The organism is Sphingomonas sp. CFBP 13720 (genome assembly GCF_014842075.1).
GTDB lineage: Bacteria > Pseudomonadota > Alphaproteobacteria > Sphingomonadales > Sphingomonadaceae > Sphingomonas.
Window position 1 is genome coordinate 974,666 of sequence record NZ_JACYVA010000001.1, and the last position, 15,619, is coordinate 990,284.

Sequence of the window (15,619 nt, forward strand, 5' to 3'; positions counted from 1 at the left end):
TGGGGTAAACGAGACGTTTCGGCGACACGCGAAACCCGCGTCAGGCGATCAGCAATCCTGCCAGCGCCGCCGACATCAGATTGGCGAGGCTGCCCGCCACCAGCGCACGGATGCCCAGCTTCGCGATCATCGGGCGCTGGTTGGGAGCAAGGCTGCCGGTCACCGCCATCTGGATCGCGATCGACGAAAAATTGGCGAAGCCGCACAGGGCGAAGGTGATGACCGCGATCGTCCGCGCCGACAGCGCCGTCCCCGCTTCGCCCAGCGAGATATAGGCGACGAATTCGTTCAGCACGACTTTCTGCCCGAACAGTCCGCCGGCGATCCCCGCCTCGTTCCACGGCACGTTCAGCAGCACCATCACCGGGGCGAACACATATCCCAGCAACCGCTGGAAGCTGAGATCCGCGATCCCGAACCAGTTGCCCACACCGCCCAAAAGGCCGTTCGCCAATGCGACCAGCGCAACGAACGCCAGCACCATCGCACCAACCGCCACGGCCAGCTTCACGCCGGTCTGCGCACCCTGCGCCGCCGCCATGATCAGGTTCGCCGGGCGTTCCTCGTCGTGCGTCGCCTCGGCCAGCGCGATCGCTTCGGCCTCGCGATCGTCGCCCAGCGGTAGTTCACCGGCAGCCGGTTCGGGTGTGTCGGGCATGATGATCTTCGCCATCAGGATGCCGCCCGGCGCCGCCATGAAGCTGGCCGCTAATAGGAAATCGATGCGAATGCCCATCGATGCATAGGCCGCGAGGATCGTTCCCGCCACACCCGCCATCCCGCTGGTCATCACCGTGAACAACTGCGCGGGGGTAAGGCCGGCCAGATAGGGGCGGATGACCAGCGGTGATTCGCTTTGTCCGACGAAGATGTTGGCGGCGGCGCACAGGGATTCGACCTTGCTGACGCCGATCACCCGTTCGATGCCGCCGCCGATCCAGCGGACCACCAGTTGCATGATGCCAAGGTAATAGAGGATCGACACCAGCGACGCGAAAAAGATGATGACCGGCAGCGCGGCGATGGCGAAGCTGTTGCCGCCGATCTCGGGCCGGGCGAGCGGCCCGAACAGGAACGACGTGCCCGCATTGGCATAGCCCAGCAGGTTGGCGACCCCGCCCGACAGGAACCCCAACACGCCCTTGCCCCATGGCGTGTACAGCACCAGCACGGCGATGCCCGCCTGCAACGCGAATGCCGCCGCGACCACGCGCAGGCGGATCGCCCGGCGGTTGGTCGACAATGCCACTGCGATTGCAAGGATCACGACGATCCCGGCAATGCCGATGAGAAACTGAGTCATAAACGCATTCGCCCAACCCGCCGCCCGCCCCGGACGGCCCAAACCCCTGCGACATGCCACGCGGATCGGTGCGACGCCAGCGGCACAAACGCTTTTGCCACCACGTGTATTGGACGTTAGCTAGGGGCGATGACCAACCTCGCTCCCCCTTCGGCCGCGCCGCCGATCCCCCGCGCGCTGTTCGTGCTGTCGATCTTCTATGGCGGCATGGTCTGCATCGCGGGCGTGCTGGGCAACAAGCAGGTCGCGCTCGGCCCGCTGGCGGTGGAGGCGGGGATCTTCGCCTTCCTGCTATTGGTGGTGGTGTCCAGCGCGGTCGCCGAACTTTATGGTCCGCGTCTGGCCAAACAACTGGTGTGGTTCGGTTTCCTGCCACTGCTCGCATCGATCGCGCTGGTCGCGATCGTGCTGGAACTGCCCGCCGCCGACAGCATGGAGGCGGAACGGCTGACGGCATTCGACCTGATCATGCGGTCCAACCTGCGCATCTGGATGGCAGGGATCATCGCATATGGCGTGTCGCAAACGCTGAACGTAACGATCTTCGGCTGGCTGAAACGCGGCGAAGGCAAGCTGTTGTGGCTGCGCGCGGCCATTGCGAGCGTGTTGTCGCAGGTGGTCGACACGCTGATCTTCATCTCGGTCGCGTTCTACGGCGTGTTCCCGATCGGCCAGTTGGTCGTGGGGCAGATGCTGACCAAGGTGATCCTGTCGATCGTGCTGGTTCCGCCGCTGATCTATGCGTTCGTCGGACTGGGACGGCGGCTGGATCGGGGGGCGATGTAGAAGAAGGCTGGTTCACGCGAAGGCGCGGAGGCGCGAAGGGGTTGCGTCTGCGGCACAGGCTTGCCGCGTCAGCGGCTGTATCGCCATTCGTACCCGCCGTAAGAACGGCCCGCAAGGAACGCGACGCCTCCGCGCCTTCGCGCCTTCGCGTGAACCCAATTCTTTCCTCTTGCCCCCTACCCGGCTAAAGGCCCGCGCATGACCCATGCTCCCGATCCCCGGATGCTCGCCAAGGCGGAAACGCTGACCGAGGCGCTGCCGTATCTGCAACGCTATGCCGGGCGCACCTTCGTCGTGAAATATGGCGGCCATGCGATGGGCGACCCCGAACTCGCGCGCGACTTTGCCGAGGACGTGGTGCTGCTCAAGGCGGTCGGGATCAACCCCGTCGTCGTCCATGGCGGCGGACCGCAGATTGGCGCGATGCTCAAGCGGCTGGGCGTCGAATCGCGCTTCGTCGATGGGCTGCGCGTGACCGACGCACAGACGGCGGAAGTCGCGGAAATGGTGCTGGCGGGCAAGATCAACAAGGAAATCGTCGCGTGGATCGCGCAGGCGGGCGGCAAGGCGGTCGGCATCTCCGGCAAGGACGCGCGGCTCGTCATCGCCGAAAAGGTCAGCCGCAGCGAACCCGACCGGACGCAGGGGATCGAGCGTCACGTCGATCTGGGCTTCGTCGGCGAACCGGTGGCAGTCGATCCGACGATCCTGCACAGCCTTGCCCGCGACGGGTTCATCCCGGTGGTCGCGCCGGTCGCGCTGGGCGCCGATGGCCACACCTACAACATCAATGCCGACACCATGGCCGGCGCGATCGCCGGGGCGATGGGCGCGTCGCGCTTCTTCCTGCTGACCGACGTCGCTGGCGTGCTGGACAAAACCGGCGAACTGCTGACCGATCTCGATCCGGCGCGCATCGCCGAACTGAAGGCCGACGGCACGATCAAGGGCGGCATGATTCCAAAGGTCGAGACCTGCGTCAATGCGGTGGCGCAGGGGGTCGATGCGGCGGTGATCCTCGACGGCCGGGTGCCACATGGCATGCTGCTGGAAATCTTCACCGAACAAGGTGCGGGCACGCTCGTTCGCGCCTGAGCCTTTCACCGGACGCTTCCGGTTCCTATAATCATATCCTGTCCGTAACGGAGGCCCATGCCTTGAACGTCCTGCTCGATATCATCCAGGTGCTGCTGAACGTTCTATGGTGGATCATCATCATTCAGGCGATCCTGTCGATCCTCATTTCGTTCAACGTCATCAACACCCAGAATGATCTGGTCCGTCAGCTCTACAGCGGGCTGTTGACCGTGACCGAACCGATCTATCGGCCGGTGCGCCGCGTCCTGCCCGACTTCGGCGCGCTCGACTTCGCGCCGTTCGTGGTGCTGATCGGCATCCAGATCCTCGAACGGATCATCATTCCCGCCATCGAACGCAACACCACCGCAACGTTCATTTGAGGAACCGGTCGACCGCCGCCGCAAAGGCGGCGGGCTGGTCCAGCATGATGAAGTGATAGCTGTCGGCGACGGGTTCCAGCGTCGCCGGGCTGCCCGCATACGCCTTGCCCCAGATCGTGGTAGCGATCGGCCCCGCCCCCGTCGCATAGAGCACCGTAAACGGCCTTGCGCGGATGCTGGTCAGATCGGGCGTCGCATCGGTCGTCATGTCGTCGTACATCGCGCGCGCCACGACGCGCTGATCGGCGGCGTTGCTCCAGTTGGCGACCCGTATCCGTCCCGCCGGGTGGTTCGACCAGATGCCGCCGGGATCGGTGGTCACCGGCGGACGCGGGGTGCCGTGCGTCGCCGCGATCGCGTCGCGCATCGTCGCCGCCTGCGGGCCGATCTCCGCTGCCGTCCGGCCCGGCGCGATGATCGCACCGATGAAGGGCAGCGCATCGACCACCATCAGTCGCCCGACGGCGTCGGGATGGCGTGCGGCGAGCAGCATCCCCGCCAGCCCACCCAGCGAGTGGCCGATCACCGCTGGCCGTTCCAGCTTCTGCGTAACGATAAAGTCGTTCAGGTCGCCGACGATCCCGTCGAGCACGCCGTCGGACAGGTTCGCGCGCGGATCGTCACCGCCGAAGCCGTTGACCTGCACCAGATACACGCGATGCGTTTTCGCCAGCGCCGGGGCAATCCCGTCCCACACCGCACGCGGCGTGGCGAGGCCGGGGATCAGGATCACGGGCGGCCCCGCCCCGATCGCGGTGACCGACACATGCGGAAGCTGAACCATCGGCGCGGCGACAACCGGTGTCGGCGCGGTCTGGGCCATGGCAGCGGGCGCGGCGGCGATCAGGGTGGATATGGCAAGGAACGTGCGGATCATAACGCTTTCTCCTGCGAAGGGCTGACGAACACCTGTTCGATCGCTAGATCGAACAGTTCGGCGATACGGAAGGCGAGCGGAAGCGAAGGGTCGTAGCGGCCGGTCTCGATGGCGTTCACGCTCTGGCGCGATACGTCGAGCCGTTCGGCCAGATGCTGTTGCGACCAGCCACGCTCGGCACGCAGGGCACGCAGATGATTGTTCATGCGAATCTTTCGCGCATGCGCAGCGCGGCGCGAACCATGGCGGCCACCCCCTGTGCCCCGAACCACAGCATGGCGACGTGATAGCCCTTCATCCCCTGCGTCAGCCCGAATCCTTCGAGGAAGCCCCAGGCGGTCGTAATCGACAGCGTCGCTCCGGTGGCGACCAGCAGATCATGGACCATCTGGGCGCGCAGATATTCGTCGCGCATTTCGACCAGCAGCCGCCCGATCACGACGAACACGAACGCGATCGGCAATGCCGGCAATATCGCGGCGACATAGGCCAGCGCACCCGATGGCGGTGCATGACGGAACCACAGGTTCACGCCGACCAGCGTGATCGCGTACACCGTCATCGTACTGAACAGGCGTATCGTGTAGCGTTTCATCTCTGGCGGTATGGGCATGGTGGCGTCCTCCACGATTGTGAAGGACGCTTTACATGACAAGGTCGCTTTACGTCAAGCGTCCTTTACCGGGTCGGCACCGGCTCCGCGCCCGAATAGTCATAGAAGCCGCGCTTGACCTTCCGACCGTACCAGCCCGCCTCGACATATTTGACCAGCAGCGGCGCGGGACGGAATTTGGGATCGCCCGTCCCTTCGAACAGCACGCGAGTGATTTCGAGGCAGGTGTCCAGCCCGATGAAATCCGCCAGCGTGAACGGTCCCATCGGATGGTTCAGCCCCAACTGGCACGCCGCATCGATATCCGCGATCGTCGCCACGCCTTCGCCCAGCGCGAAACAGGCTTCGTTGAGCATCGGCATCAGCACGCGGTTGACGATGAAGCCCGGCGCATCGTTGGCATGGACGATCCGCTTGTTCAGGCTCTGCCCGAACGCCTCGACCGCCGCGACCGTCGCGTCGCTGGTCGCCAGCCCGCGGATCAGTTCGATCAGCCCCATCACCGGCACCGGGTTGAAGAAATGCACCCCCATGAACCGTGCGGGATCATGCGCCGCCTGCGCCAGCCGCGTGATCGGGATCGACGAGGTGTTGCTGGCAAGGATCGCGCTGTCCGACAGTCCCTTGGCAACCGTCTCGAAGATCTGGCGCTTCACGCTTTCGCGCTCGGTCGCCGCTTCGATCACCAGATCGCACGGCGTCATTGCGGCAAGGTCGCCGACGGGTTCGATCGCGTCGAGCGCGGCCTTCGCGGCATCGGCGGTGATCTTTTCCTTCTCGACCGCGCGGGCAAGCTGTCGTGCGATACCGTCCTTGCCGGACTGCGCGCGTTCGACCGACATGTCGGACAACAGCACACGATACCCCGCCTTTGCCGATACCTGCGCGATGCCTGCGCCCATCTGGCCCGCGCCGATCACTCCGATGACGTTCATGCTCTACTCCTCTGGTCGGCCGCCGTCCGGCGAAACATTTCCGCGCTGTCGATAGCGGGTTTCGGCAATCGGTGCAGCGCGGTAATCGCGCTCAATGACCCGTATCCTGCTGCTTGCCCCCGCCCTTGCCCTCGCCGCGTGCGGTTCGTCGGACGAAGTGCCGTCGAACGACACCGCCGTCGCTACCCCGGCGGCGTCGACCCCCGAACCGGCAGCGGATACGAACACGAAACCTGCCCCTGCGAGCCTGAAGACGTTCGGCAACTGGACTGCGGGCTGCGACAACGCCGCATCGTGTCAGGCCGGCGCGTTGCTGGACGAGGATGCGGACGCTCCACCAGTCCTGATGGCAATCCAACGTGCCGCCGGCCCGGCGGGCGCAATGACGGTCCGGTTCCAGATCGACAGCGATCCCCCCGTCGCGCTGCCACTGACTGTCGGCATTGATGACCGCCCGGTCGTACGGGTCAGCGGCCGGACCGGGGACAGCATCGGACTGACCGGAGCGGCGGCGGCCACACTGGTCGCGGCGCTGGTCGATGGCCGGACGTTGCGGATCGACGGCGCGGCGGGGCAGCCGGTGGGCACGATCTCGCTGACCGGCGCGTCGGCGGCGTTGCGCTGGATGGACGTGCAGCAAGGACGGGCCGGCACGACCGGTGCGATCGTCGCCCGCGGCAACGGTCCCGATACCCGCCCTGCCCCCGCGTTGCCGGCCGTACGATCGGTTGCGATCGGTGCCGCGACGACGGTCGACCCCGCATTGACGGCGACGATGCGCCGGACGGCGGGTTGCGAAGCGGACGGCGAACTGCCCGATACGATCGGGCGGTCGCTGGGCGGCGGACGCACGCTGGCGCTCGTCCCCTGTCTGATGGGCGCCTATAATCTGGTGTCGGCGGCGTTCGTGATCGACGGCGGCAACGCGACGCCCGCCGCGTTCGATGCTTCGACCGGCATGGAGAGCGAGGTGCCGGGCATCGCGCAGGTCGTCAACGCGGAGGTCGCGGACGGCATGCTGGTCGCCGACGCCAAGGGGCGCGGGCTGGGCGACTGCGGCATTCATCAGCGTTTCGCGTGGGACGGCACCCGGTTCCGGCTGGTCCGACAGGACGAGATGACGGAGTGCCGTGGCAGCATTGATTACATCCGCACCTGGACCGCACGAACGGTGCGATAGACCGGCGTCGGCTACTCGCGGCGCAACCGCGCGACGACGGGAAAGTGATCGGACGGATAGACCTTTCCCCGATGCGTCGTGATCGTCTCCGCCAGGGTGGCCGCGAACCCGCGCGCGAAAATCCAGTCGATCCGGCGGTCGGGCGTGCCGGTGAACCCGTGGAACGTCGCCGCTGGCCCATGACGGGTGTTCGCGGCCAGCCACATGTCGCGCAGCCCGTCGGCCATCCGGCGATGGGTCGGGCTGTCGGGCACGGTGTTGAAATCGCCGGTCACGACGACCGGCAGGTCACCTGCGATGCCCGGTATCCGTTCCGACAACAGCCTCGCGCCGCGTTCGCGCGCTGCTTCGTCCTCCGCCCGATACGGCAGGTGCGTGTTGAACAGCGCGAACCGGCGACCGTCCCGTTCGCGAAAGATCGCCCATGTCACCATGCGGGGATATGGGTGTCCCCAACTGATGCTGCCCGGCACCTCGGGCGTGTCCGACAGCCAGAAATTGCCATGGCGTTCGACGCGCAACCGGTCGGTGCGATAGAACACGCCCATATGCTCGTCGCCGCTGCCGCCGCGCCGGTCGATCCCGATCCAGCGATAGCGTGGCAGTCGCGCGACCAGATCGTCGCCCTGTCGCCGGAACAGTTCCTGCGTTCCGATCACGTCGGGCGCAGCGCTGCGGATTACCGCCGCCGCCAGATCGGCTCGCGCTTCCCAGCGGTTCGCGCCATCGCCGTCGATCGGCAGGCGAATGTTGAAGCTCATCACGCGCAGGTCGCGCGCCGCCAGCGGCCCTGCGCCCGCCAGCAGGATCAGCGCCAGCAGCCAGCGGATCACGGCGCGATTGGCAACGGCCTCGCTTCGGCCAGAATTACGCAGAAATCACCGTTGCCGCTCCATTCGTGGACGGGAGTCCAGCCCCCTCCGCGCAGTAGCAGCCGTGCGTCGCGCTCGCCATATTTATGGCTGTTCTCGGTATGGATCGTCTCGTCCGCGCGCATCGTGAAATCGCGATCCTCCACCGCGAACGCGATATCCCGCGTCGCGCGCAGATGCATCTCGATCCGTGCGGCGTCGTCGTTCCACCGTGCTTCGTGCGCGAACGCGTCGATCGGGATCGTGCCCGCCAGCTCGCGATTGATCCGCGTCAGCAGGTTCAGATTGAACGCCGCCGTCACCCCCGCCGCATCGTCATAAGCGGCGACCAGTGTCTCCCGGTCCTTGATCCGGTCGATCCCGATCAGTAGCATCGCACCGTCGCCCAGCCAGTCGCGCATCGCCCGCAACAACGTGCCCGCCGCCAACGGCTCCATGTTGCCGATCGTCGATCCGGGGAAAAATCCCAGTTTGGGCATGTCGGCGACCTGCGCCGGCAACGGCACCGGGTACATGAAATCCGCCTCAACCGGCAGCACCGGCAATCCGGGAAACCGCGCGGCCAGCGTTGCCGCCGAACTGCGCAGGAAATCGCCCGAGATGTCGATCGGGACATAGGCGGCGGGCTCGATACAGTTGAGCACGATCGGCGTCTTGATCGACGAGCCCGATCCGAACTCGACCAACGCCACCCCTTCCCCCGTCATGCCCGCCAATTCGGGACAGATCGTGCGCAGGATCGCGGTTTCCGCGCGGGTCGGATAATATTCGGGCAGCGCCGTGATCGCTTCGAACAGTTCCGATCCGCGCCGGTCATAGAACCACCGCGCCGGGATCGCCTTGTGCCGCAGCGACAGGCCCGCCATTACATCGGCGCGAAACGCGGGATCGGTGTGCGTCGCCGCTGCCGGCAAGTCGTCGTCGGTACGCAGCATCAGAGATCCTTGGCCAGCCGGACGCCCGTGAACTGCCAGCGTTGATGAGGGTAGAAAAAATTGCGGTACGTCGCGCGCGAATGCCCGCGTGGTGTCGCGCAGGAACCGCCGCGCAGCACGAACTGACCGCTCATGAACTTGCCGTTATATTCGCCGACCGCGCCTTCGATCGCGCGAAAACCGGGATAGGGGCGGTACGCGCTGCCGGTCCATTGCCATACGTCGCCGAAGAAGGCGGGACCGTCGTTCGACGGGCGCGGTTCGACCGGACCGGCGCGATCGAGCTGATTGCCACCGGCCGGATCATACGCGGCGGCCGCCGCCTCCCATTCGAACTCGGTCGGCAGCCGTGCACCGGCCCATGCGGCATAGGCGTCCGCCTCGAACAGGCTGACATGGGTTACCGGCGCGGCAGGATCGATCGCGCGCCGCCCGTCGAGGCCGAACCGCGTCCAGACGCCGTCGCGGCGCTCCCAATAGAGTGGCGCGTCGATCGCGTTCGCCTGAACCCACGTCCACCCATCGGCCAGCCACAGCCGGGACTGGCGATACCCGCCATCATCGATGAACGCCGCCCACTCGCCATTGGTGACGGTCCGATCCGCGATGGCGTGCGGGTGCAGCAGCGCGTCGTGGCGCGGTCCTTCGCAATCGAACGCGAATTCGGCACCGCCATGTCCGATCCGTACGATTCCGCCCGGATGTTCGATCCAGCCGATCGGGGCGGGCATTGCCACCGGCACCTTGGCGGCAGGCGCGAACATCGCCGGTTCGATCGGATTTTCGCTGAAATGATGCAGAATGTCAGTCAGCAGTAATTCCTGATGCTGCTCTTCGTGATTGCAGCCCAGCGCCACCAGCGTCCGCGCATCGTCGCCCAGCTCCGGCAGGGCAGCGAGCAGCGCATCATCCACCGCCGCGCGATACGCGCGTACTTCGTCAAGGCTGGGACGCGTCACCATGCCACGCCGTCCCCGCGCGTGCCGCCTGCCTTCGGCTTCGTAGTAACTGTTGAACAGGAACGGGAACCGCGCGTCGTGCAGCGTGTAGTCCGCGACATGGTCGCGCAGCACGAAGGTTTCGAAAAACCATGTCGTGTGCGCCAGATGCCACTTGGCGGGCGACGCATCGTCGATCGACTGTACGGTCGCGTCGGCATCGGACAATGGCGCGGTCAGGGAGTCGGTCAGCGCCCGAACCGAGCGGAACCGCGCATCCAGCCGATCGGCGGATGAAGTGGCCGTATTCACCCGCATAAACCCGTTCCTTTACGGTATCGGGCGTTCGCCTCCCGGAACCCACAGAACGTCATCACGCCCATTTTGGTTCATCGCGCGGGCAAGGACGAACAGAAAATCGGACAATCGGTTCAAATAGGACAGTAAATGTGGGTTAAGCCCCGCTGCGTGCGACGCAGCGACGCTGGAACGCTCCGCGCGACGCACGATCGCACGCGCCAGATGCAGCGCCGCCGCCGCGCCGCTGCCGCCCGGCAGTACGAAACTGGTCAGCGGCGACAGGCCATCATTGACCCGATCGATCGCCGCCTCGATCCGCGCAACCTGTTCGGGAACGATCCGCAACGCGCCGTCGATCGATTCAGGCGTGGCGAGGTCCGCCCCGACGTCGAACAAGTCGTTCTGGATCGTCCGCAACGTCGCGGCATCGGCCCCGTCGCCCAGTGCCACGATCGCGACGCCCAGCGCTGAATTCGCCTCGTCGACGTCGCCCATCGCCTGCACGATCGCGGCATCCTTTGCCACGCGCGATCCGTCGACAAGCCCGGTCGTTCCCGCATCGCCGGTGCGGGTGTAGATTTTCGTCAGCTTGACCATGGCGTCAGGTGCGTCCCGCGACGAACAGCAGCACGACGACGATGAGGATCGCGATCGCCTGGAACAGCACGCGCGCCTGCATCATCTTGTTCGACCGGACCGCATGCTCGCTCGGCCCCTCGCCGCGCACGTCGGCGGTTCCCTGCGCAAGGAACGACACGATGCCGCGCACCAGCGCGACGACGACCGCGATCATCGCCGCGATCAGCAACAGGACCAGAAAAGTGTTCATATCCCGAAGCTAGGCGCTCGCTACCCCGAATCCAAGCGGTAGCCGCCCGCTGCGCAGATCGTAGGCGAACGCGCGCCCGTCGACTCCCTCGTCGCGCAACGCCGCCAGCGTCGGCGCACCATGCCGCTTGGCCAGCCGCGTACCATCCGGCCCGGTCAGCAGCGCGTGGTGCCGCCATGTCGGCACCGGCAGGTCGAGCAGCGCCTGCAGCAACCGGTGAACATGCGTTGCCGCGAACAGATCGACGCCGCGTACCACATGGCTGACCCCCTGCGCCGCGTCGTCGACCGTCACCGCGAGGTGATAGCTGGTTCCGGCATCCTTGCGCGCCAGTACCACGTCGCCATGCGTCAAAGGATCGGCCACGACCGTGCCGGTGATCTCGTCGATCCAGTCCAGCGGCCCGGCAAGCGCGGCGGCGCGTGCCGCATCCATCCGCCAGGCATGCGGTTCGCCCAGCCTTCCCGCCGCGCGATCCGCCGGGATCGCGCGGCAGGTGCCCGGATAGAGCGGCCCGTCGCTGCCATGCGGGGCAGACGCGCTGGCCGCCAGTTCGCGCGCGATATCTGCGCGGGTGCAGAAACACGGATAGACCAGCCCGCGCGACTTCAGCGATTCGAGCGCGGCGGCATAACGCGCCATCCGCTGCGACTGGAACACCACCTCGCCGTCCCATGTCAGCCCCAGCCAGCGCAGATCGTCCATGATTCCCGCGACATGCTCGGGCCGGCTGCGCCCGGTATCGATATCTTCGATCCGCAGCAGGAAACGCCCGTCCGCCGCCAGCGCGCGATCGTGCGCCTGGATCGCGGAAAACGCATGGCCGGGGTGCAGCCGCCCGGTCGGGCTGGGCGCGAAGCGCGTGACGACGTCCCGCCCGGCTTGACCCCCGATAGTCCGTCGTGCTGTCATGTGCGCGTCACGCATGCCGATCATATCGGCGACGTCGTTTACGCGAGGGGGACTTCATGTACCATCCCGATCGCCTCCGCCATCCCGATGGCTGCCCCGCGCTGGTGCTCAACGCGGACTATACGCCGTTGAGCTATTACCCGCTCAGCGTATGGCCGTGGCAGACGGCGGTAAAGGCCGTGTTTCTGGACCGGGTCGACATCGTCGCCCAATATGACCGCGAAGTGCGCAGCGCGTCGGCGCGAATCAAGCTGCCGTCGGTGATCGCGCTGAAGCAATATGTCCGTCCTTCCGCCTTTCCGGCCTTTACCCGATTCAACCTGTTCCTGCGCGACCGGTTCAGTTGCCAATATTGCGGCGCGACCCACGACCTGACCTTCGATCACGTCGTTCCGCGTGCGCAGGGCGGGCGGACGACGTGGGAAAACGTCGCCACCGCGTGCGCACCATGCAATCTGCGCAAGGGTGGGCGTACCCCGCAACAGGCCGCGATGCCGCTGCACCTGATCCCGATCCGGCCGACCAGCTGGCAATTGCAGGAACAGGGCCGCCGGTTTCCGCCGGGGCACCTGCACGAAACATGGCACGACTGGCTATACTGGGACGTCGAACTCGAAGCGTAACACGACGCCGGTCAGCGGACGATTCGCAGCGCGCCCATCAACCGCCCGCCGACCGGCGACACGCCCAGCGCGAACGCAGCATCGTCGCCGGTCTTTTCCCATAGCGGCACGCCGCGCAGCCGCGCACGCAGCGGCCGATCCACATCGGGTACTACCGTCGCCGCACCGGACAGCCGATGGGACCGGTTCCGCCGCATCTGCGGCAACAGTCGCTGCACTCGAAGGTCGGGCAACCGCCGCGGCGCGACCGCCACCCGCTCCACCCGCGAGTCGATCGCGGGCGGAGCGGAACCGAGGTCATTCGCAAGAGCAGGTGCGGACAGCAGCACCGGGCATGCCATCATGGCCGCCGCGCCGATCCGCACCCTGATCATTCGCCCTTCGACGTCAGCGGCGGCGTCTGCTGATGCTGGACCACCGTCCACACGCCATGTTCGATCCAGCGATAGGTCGACGTGCAATAGGCCAGATATGCTTCGCCGCCCTTATGCGCTTCCGCCTTGTACGCTACGACGATCAGCCCTTCCTGCGGGCGGGCGACCTGCCGGTCGGACAGCGTGACCCGATCCCAGCGCGGCGTGTCCTTGACCGCTTCGATCGCCTGCTGCCCCGTAAACACGAATGGCGGCGTCGGCAGGACCATCAGGCATTCGTCGTCGACCGATTCTTCGTAATGCGCGGCATCGGCGGTCCACAGGCTTTCCTCGAAGCTCCAGATACGATCGTCGTCCACCATCATTCTCCCAATCATGTCGCGCCCCAGCGTTCGGGGGGCGATGTGGGTTCCCGTCCGCTGCGTATTCCCGTGAGGCGCTTGCACCTGCTGTTCTACGCCGGTAATACACGGCGGATATCATGGCCAACGACTCCCCGTTCCCGTCCGCCGGACCCGTCGACCCCAGCCGGATCGGACGGCTGTCCACGCCGCTGAGCGGAGAGGCGCTGGAACGCCGCCGCCGCCTTGCGCAGTTCGACGAGGCACTGGCGGAGTACGACCGCTCGGTGCCCGGCGGTTCCGGCGACAGTGGCGACGGCCCGCCCCCCACGCCCCGCCGGCGAAAGCCGTTCCGGTGGTGGCTGCGCTGGGCGTTGCGCGGGCTGGCAGCGCTGATCGTGCTGCTGGTGATCGCCATCGCATGGCTGGCGTTCACCGCGCCGCTGTCGAAATCGCTCGAACCGCCCGCGCCGCCATCGATCACCCTGTTGTCGGCGGAAGGCAAGCCGATCGCCGAACGCGGCGCGAATATCGGCAAGCCGGTCGACGCGACCAAATTGCCCGCGCATGTCGCCGAAGCGTTCATGGCGATCGAGGACCGGCGGTTCCGCACCCATTGGGGCATCGATCCGCGCGGCATAGCCCGCGCGATGTGGACCAACACGGCGGCGGGCGGCGTGCGGCAGGGGGCCAGCACGATCACGCAGCAGCTCGCCAAGAACGCGTTCCTCGATTCGGATCGGACCGCGACGCGCAAGCTGCGCGAGATGATGATCGCGTTCTGGCTCGAAGCGTGGCTGACCAAGGACGAGATCCTGTCGCGCTATCTGTCCAACGCCTATTTCGGCGACAACGCCTATGGACTGGACGCAGCGGCGCATCATTATTTCAGCCGTGCGCCAAAGGATCTGACGGTCGGGCAGGCGGCGATGCTGGCCGGACTGGTCAAGGCACCCTCACGCCTCGCGCCCACCGGCAACCTGAAGGGTGCGCGCGCGCGGCAGCAGGTCGTCGTCGGCGCGATGGAGGCGGCAGGGTATCTGACGTCGCGGGAAGCCGATCGCGTCAAGCCCGCCGTGCTGCGCGTGAAGGACAATGGCACGCTACCCTCGGGCACCTATTTCGCCGATTGGGTCCTGCCGCAGGCGCGCGACCGCGCGGGCGGCATCGGCGCGGACCGCAAGGTCACGACGACACTGGAAGTGCGCATGCAGCGCGCCGCCGAACGGGCCGTACGCGGCGCTGGACTGCGTCAAACCCAGGTCGCGATCGTCGCGATGCGTCCCGACGGCCGGGTGATCGCGATGGTCGGCGGCAAGGATTATCGCACCAGCCCGTTCAACCGCGCGGTACAGGCGCGGCGCCAGCCCGGTTCGACGTTCAAACTGTTCGTCTATCTGGCCGCGCTGCGCTCCGGTCTCGACCCCGATAGCCAGGTGCTCGACGAACCGGTGACGATCGGCGAATGGAGCCCGAAGAACAGCGACGGCCGCTATGCCGGCGCGATCAGCCTGACCCGCGCCTTCCAGAAATCGAGCAACGTCGCCGCCGCGCGTCTGACCAAGGAAGTCGGCGTCAAGAACGTCATCCGTGCCGCACGCGATCTGGGCATTTCGACCCCGATCGCGAACGAGGCATCGATCGCGCTCGGCACCTCCACCGTATCGTTGCTCGAACTGACCAGCGCCTATGCCGCGATCGCCGCCGGGGAAACGCCGGTCGTGCCGCGCGGGCTGGCCGAACAGGACGAACCCAGCTGGCTCGACCGGCTGCGGTCCAACCGTCATCCGCTGTCGCGCCATGATCTGGAAGGGATGCGTACGCTGCTGGCGGCATCGATCCGGCAGGGAACGGGCATCGCCGCCAATCTGCCGGTCGATGCGTTCGGCAAGACCGGCACGACGCAGGACAATCGCGACGCATTGTTCATCGGCTATGCCGGCGGGATCGTGACCGGCGTGTGGCTGGGCAATGACGACAACACGCCCAATCCGGGGCTGGCGGGCGGTGGCCTGCCCGCGCGGATCTGGCGCGATTTCATGCGCAACGCGCTCGACCTGCGCGCACCTGAACCGGTCGCCGCCCCGCCCGAACCGATCGACAATGCGATCGATGCGGTACAGGAGGTGCTGGGCATCCCCGACGAAGGACCGCTGACGGTTGAGGGTCCGGGCTTCGACGTCTCGCTCGACCGCAACGGCGAAGTGCGCCTCGCCCCGCGCGAAGGTCGCCGGCGCGAGGATGAACCCCCGCCGCCCGAAGACCGCCGCCCGCCCGAAGAGGAGCAATAGCCTCCGGTCCGAACGCGGCGGGGAAGTTGTCGCTCGCGCGCCCGGTTGAC

The 15,619-nt window shown here is 66.6% G+C and carries 19 protein-coding genes; 6 read left to right on the forward strand and 13 right to left on the reverse strand.

Annotated elements, in window-relative coordinates; all coding sequences use genetic code 11:
- Nucleotides 1–40 precede the first annotated feature (40 nt).
- Nucleotides 41–1,303, reverse strand: coding sequence for a NupC/NupG family nucleoside CNT transporter (locus IFT55_RS04740; protein ID WP_192089477.1), 1,263 nt, complete (start codon nt 1,301–1,303; stop codon nt 41–43).
- A 129-nt stretch (nt 1,304–1,432) separates the two neighbouring features.
- Here IFT55_RS04740 and IFT55_RS04745 point away from each other — a divergent pair, with 129 nt between their 5' ends.
- The 3 genes from IFT55_RS04745 to IFT55_RS04755 all read left to right on the forward strand — a co-directional run bounded on the left by IFT55_RS04745 (nt 1,433) and on the right by IFT55_RS04755 (nt 3,549).
- Nucleotides 1,433–2,089, forward strand: a complete 657-nt coding sequence (locus tag IFT55_RS04745) for a queuosine precursor transporter (RefSeq protein ID WP_192089479.1) — start codon at nt 1,433–1,435, stop codon at nt 2,087–2,089.
- A 198-nt stretch (nt 2,090–2,287) separates the two neighbouring features.
- Entirely contained in the window at nt 2,288–3,184 is an 897-nt protein-coding gene (argB, locus tag IFT55_RS04750) for an acetylglutamate kinase (RefSeq protein WP_192089481.1), read from the forward strand.
- Nucleotides 3,185–3,246: 62 nt separating this feature from the next.
- Nucleotides 3,247–3,549: a YggT family protein gene (locus tag IFT55_RS04755; RefSeq protein ID WP_192089483.1), complete on the forward strand. Its 303-nt coding sequence runs from the start codon at nt 3,247–3,249 to the stop codon at nt 3,547–3,549.
- Here the strand turns inward: IFT55_RS04755 and IFT55_RS04760 are convergent.
- The 4 genes from IFT55_RS04760 to IFT55_RS04775 all read right to left on the reverse strand — a co-directional run bounded on the left by IFT55_RS04760 (nt 3,542) and on the right by IFT55_RS04775 (nt 5,974).
- A complete protein-coding gene (locus IFT55_RS04760; protein ID WP_249403558.1) occupies nt 3,542–4,426 on the reverse strand; it encodes an alpha/beta fold hydrolase in 885 nt (294 codons plus the stop codon). The genes IFT55_RS04755 and IFT55_RS04760 overlap by 8 nt on opposite strands.
- On the reverse strand, nt 4,423–4,632 hold the full coding sequence (locus IFT55_RS04765) for a helix-turn-helix transcriptional regulator (protein ID WP_192089484.1): 210 nt from the start codon (nt 4,630–4,632) through the stop codon (nt 4,423–4,425). The genes IFT55_RS04760 and IFT55_RS04765 overlap by 4 nt, the downstream gene beginning before the upstream one ends.
- The gene (locus tag IFT55_RS04770) at nt 4,629–5,039 is read right to left on the reverse strand and encodes a hypothetical protein (protein ID WP_192089486.1); all 411 of its coding nucleotides are present in this window, start codon (nt 5,037–5,039) and stop codon (nt 4,629–4,631) included. The genes IFT55_RS04765 and IFT55_RS04770 overlap by 4 nt, the downstream gene beginning before the upstream one ends.
- Nucleotides 5,040–5,104: 65 nt before the next feature.
- The gene (locus tag IFT55_RS04775) at nt 5,105–5,974 is read right to left on the reverse strand and encodes a 3-hydroxyacyl-CoA dehydrogenase NAD-binding domain-containing protein (protein WP_192089487.1); all 870 of its coding nucleotides are present in this window, start codon (nt 5,972–5,974) and stop codon (nt 5,105–5,107) included.
- Between the two features lie 94 nt (nt 5,975–6,068).
- On the opposite strand from IFT55_RS04775, the gene IFT55_RS04780 reads away from it, so the two are divergent.
- A complete protein-coding gene (locus tag IFT55_RS04780; RefSeq protein WP_192089489.1) occupies nt 6,069–7,154 on the forward strand; it encodes a DUF1176 domain-containing protein in 1,086 nt (361 codons plus the stop codon).
- Nucleotides 7,155–7,165: 11 nt separating this feature from the next.
- Here the strand turns inward: IFT55_RS04780 and IFT55_RS04785 are convergent, their stop codons facing one another.
- The 6 genes from IFT55_RS04785 to gluQRS are packed head-to-tail and all read right to left on the reverse strand — an operon-like array spanning nt 7,166 to nt 11,940.
- Complete coding sequence (locus IFT55_RS04785) at nt 7,166–7,987, reverse strand: endonuclease/exonuclease/phosphatase family protein (RefSeq protein ID WP_342029231.1); 822 nt, start codon at nt 7,985–7,987, stop codon at nt 7,166–7,168.
- The gene (egtD, locus tag IFT55_RS04790; protein WP_192089490.1) at nt 7,984–8,961 is read right to left on the reverse strand and encodes an L-histidine N(alpha)-methyltransferase; all 978 of its coding nucleotides are present in this window, start codon (nt 8,959–8,961) and stop codon (nt 7,984–7,986) included. The genes IFT55_RS04785 and egtD overlap by 4 nt, the downstream gene beginning before the upstream one ends.
- Entirely contained in the window at nt 8,961–10,217 is a 1,257-nt protein-coding gene (gene egtB, locus IFT55_RS04795) for an ergothioneine biosynthesis protein EgtB (RefSeq protein ID WP_192089491.1), read from the reverse strand. The genes egtD and egtB overlap by 1 nt, the downstream gene beginning before the upstream one ends.
- Before the next feature lie 12 nt (nt 10,218–10,229).
- Nucleotides 10,230–10,796: a cob(I)yrinic acid a,c-diamide adenosyltransferase gene (locus IFT55_RS04800; RefSeq protein WP_192089493.1), complete on the reverse strand. Its 567-nt coding sequence runs from the start codon at nt 10,794–10,796 to the stop codon at nt 10,230–10,232.
- A gap of 4 nt (nt 10,797–10,800) precedes the next feature.
- Nucleotides 10,801–11,028, reverse strand: a complete 228-nt coding sequence (locus tag IFT55_RS04805; protein WP_192089494.1) for a twin transmembrane helix small protein — start codon at nt 11,026–11,028, stop codon at nt 10,801–10,803.
- A gap of 9 nt (nt 11,029–11,037) precedes the next feature.
- The gene (gluQRS, locus tag IFT55_RS04810) at nt 11,038–11,940 is read right to left on the reverse strand and encodes a tRNA glutamyl-Q(34) synthetase GluQRS (protein WP_192089744.1); all 903 of its coding nucleotides are present in this window, start codon (nt 11,938–11,940) and stop codon (nt 11,038–11,040) included.
- Nucleotides 11,941–11,996: 56 nt separating this feature from the next.
- Between gluQRS and IFT55_RS04815 the strand changes: the two genes are divergently transcribed.
- Complete coding sequence (locus tag IFT55_RS04815) at nt 11,997–12,563, forward strand: HNH endonuclease (protein WP_192089495.1); 567 nt, start codon at nt 11,997–11,999, stop codon at nt 12,561–12,563.
- 11 nt (nt 12,564–12,574) lie between these two features.
- Here IFT55_RS04815 and IFT55_RS04820 read toward each other — a convergent pair whose 3' ends face one another.
- Both IFT55_RS04820 and IFT55_RS04825 read right to left on the reverse strand, forming a co-directional pair.
- Nucleotides 12,575–12,937: a hypothetical protein gene (locus IFT55_RS04820; protein ID WP_192089496.1), complete on the reverse strand. Its 363-nt coding sequence runs from the start codon at nt 12,935–12,937 to the stop codon at nt 12,575–12,577.
- Nucleotides 12,934–13,299 carry a DUF4440 domain-containing protein gene (locus IFT55_RS04825; RefSeq protein ID WP_249403607.1) on the reverse strand — a complete coding sequence of 122 codons (366 nt, stop codon included), beginning with the start codon at nt 13,297–13,299 and terminating at the stop codon, nt 12,934–12,936. The genes IFT55_RS04820 and IFT55_RS04825 overlap by 4 nt, the downstream gene beginning before the upstream one ends.
- A gap of 119 nt (nt 13,300–13,418) precedes the next feature.
- Here IFT55_RS04825 and IFT55_RS04830 point away from each other — a divergent pair, with 119 nt between their 5' ends.
- On the forward strand, nt 13,419–15,569 hold the full coding sequence (locus tag IFT55_RS04830; RefSeq protein ID WP_192089498.1) for a transglycosylase domain-containing protein: 2,151 nt from the start codon (nt 13,419–13,421) through the stop codon (nt 15,567–15,569).
- Nucleotides 15,570–15,619: the final 50 nt, after the last annotated feature.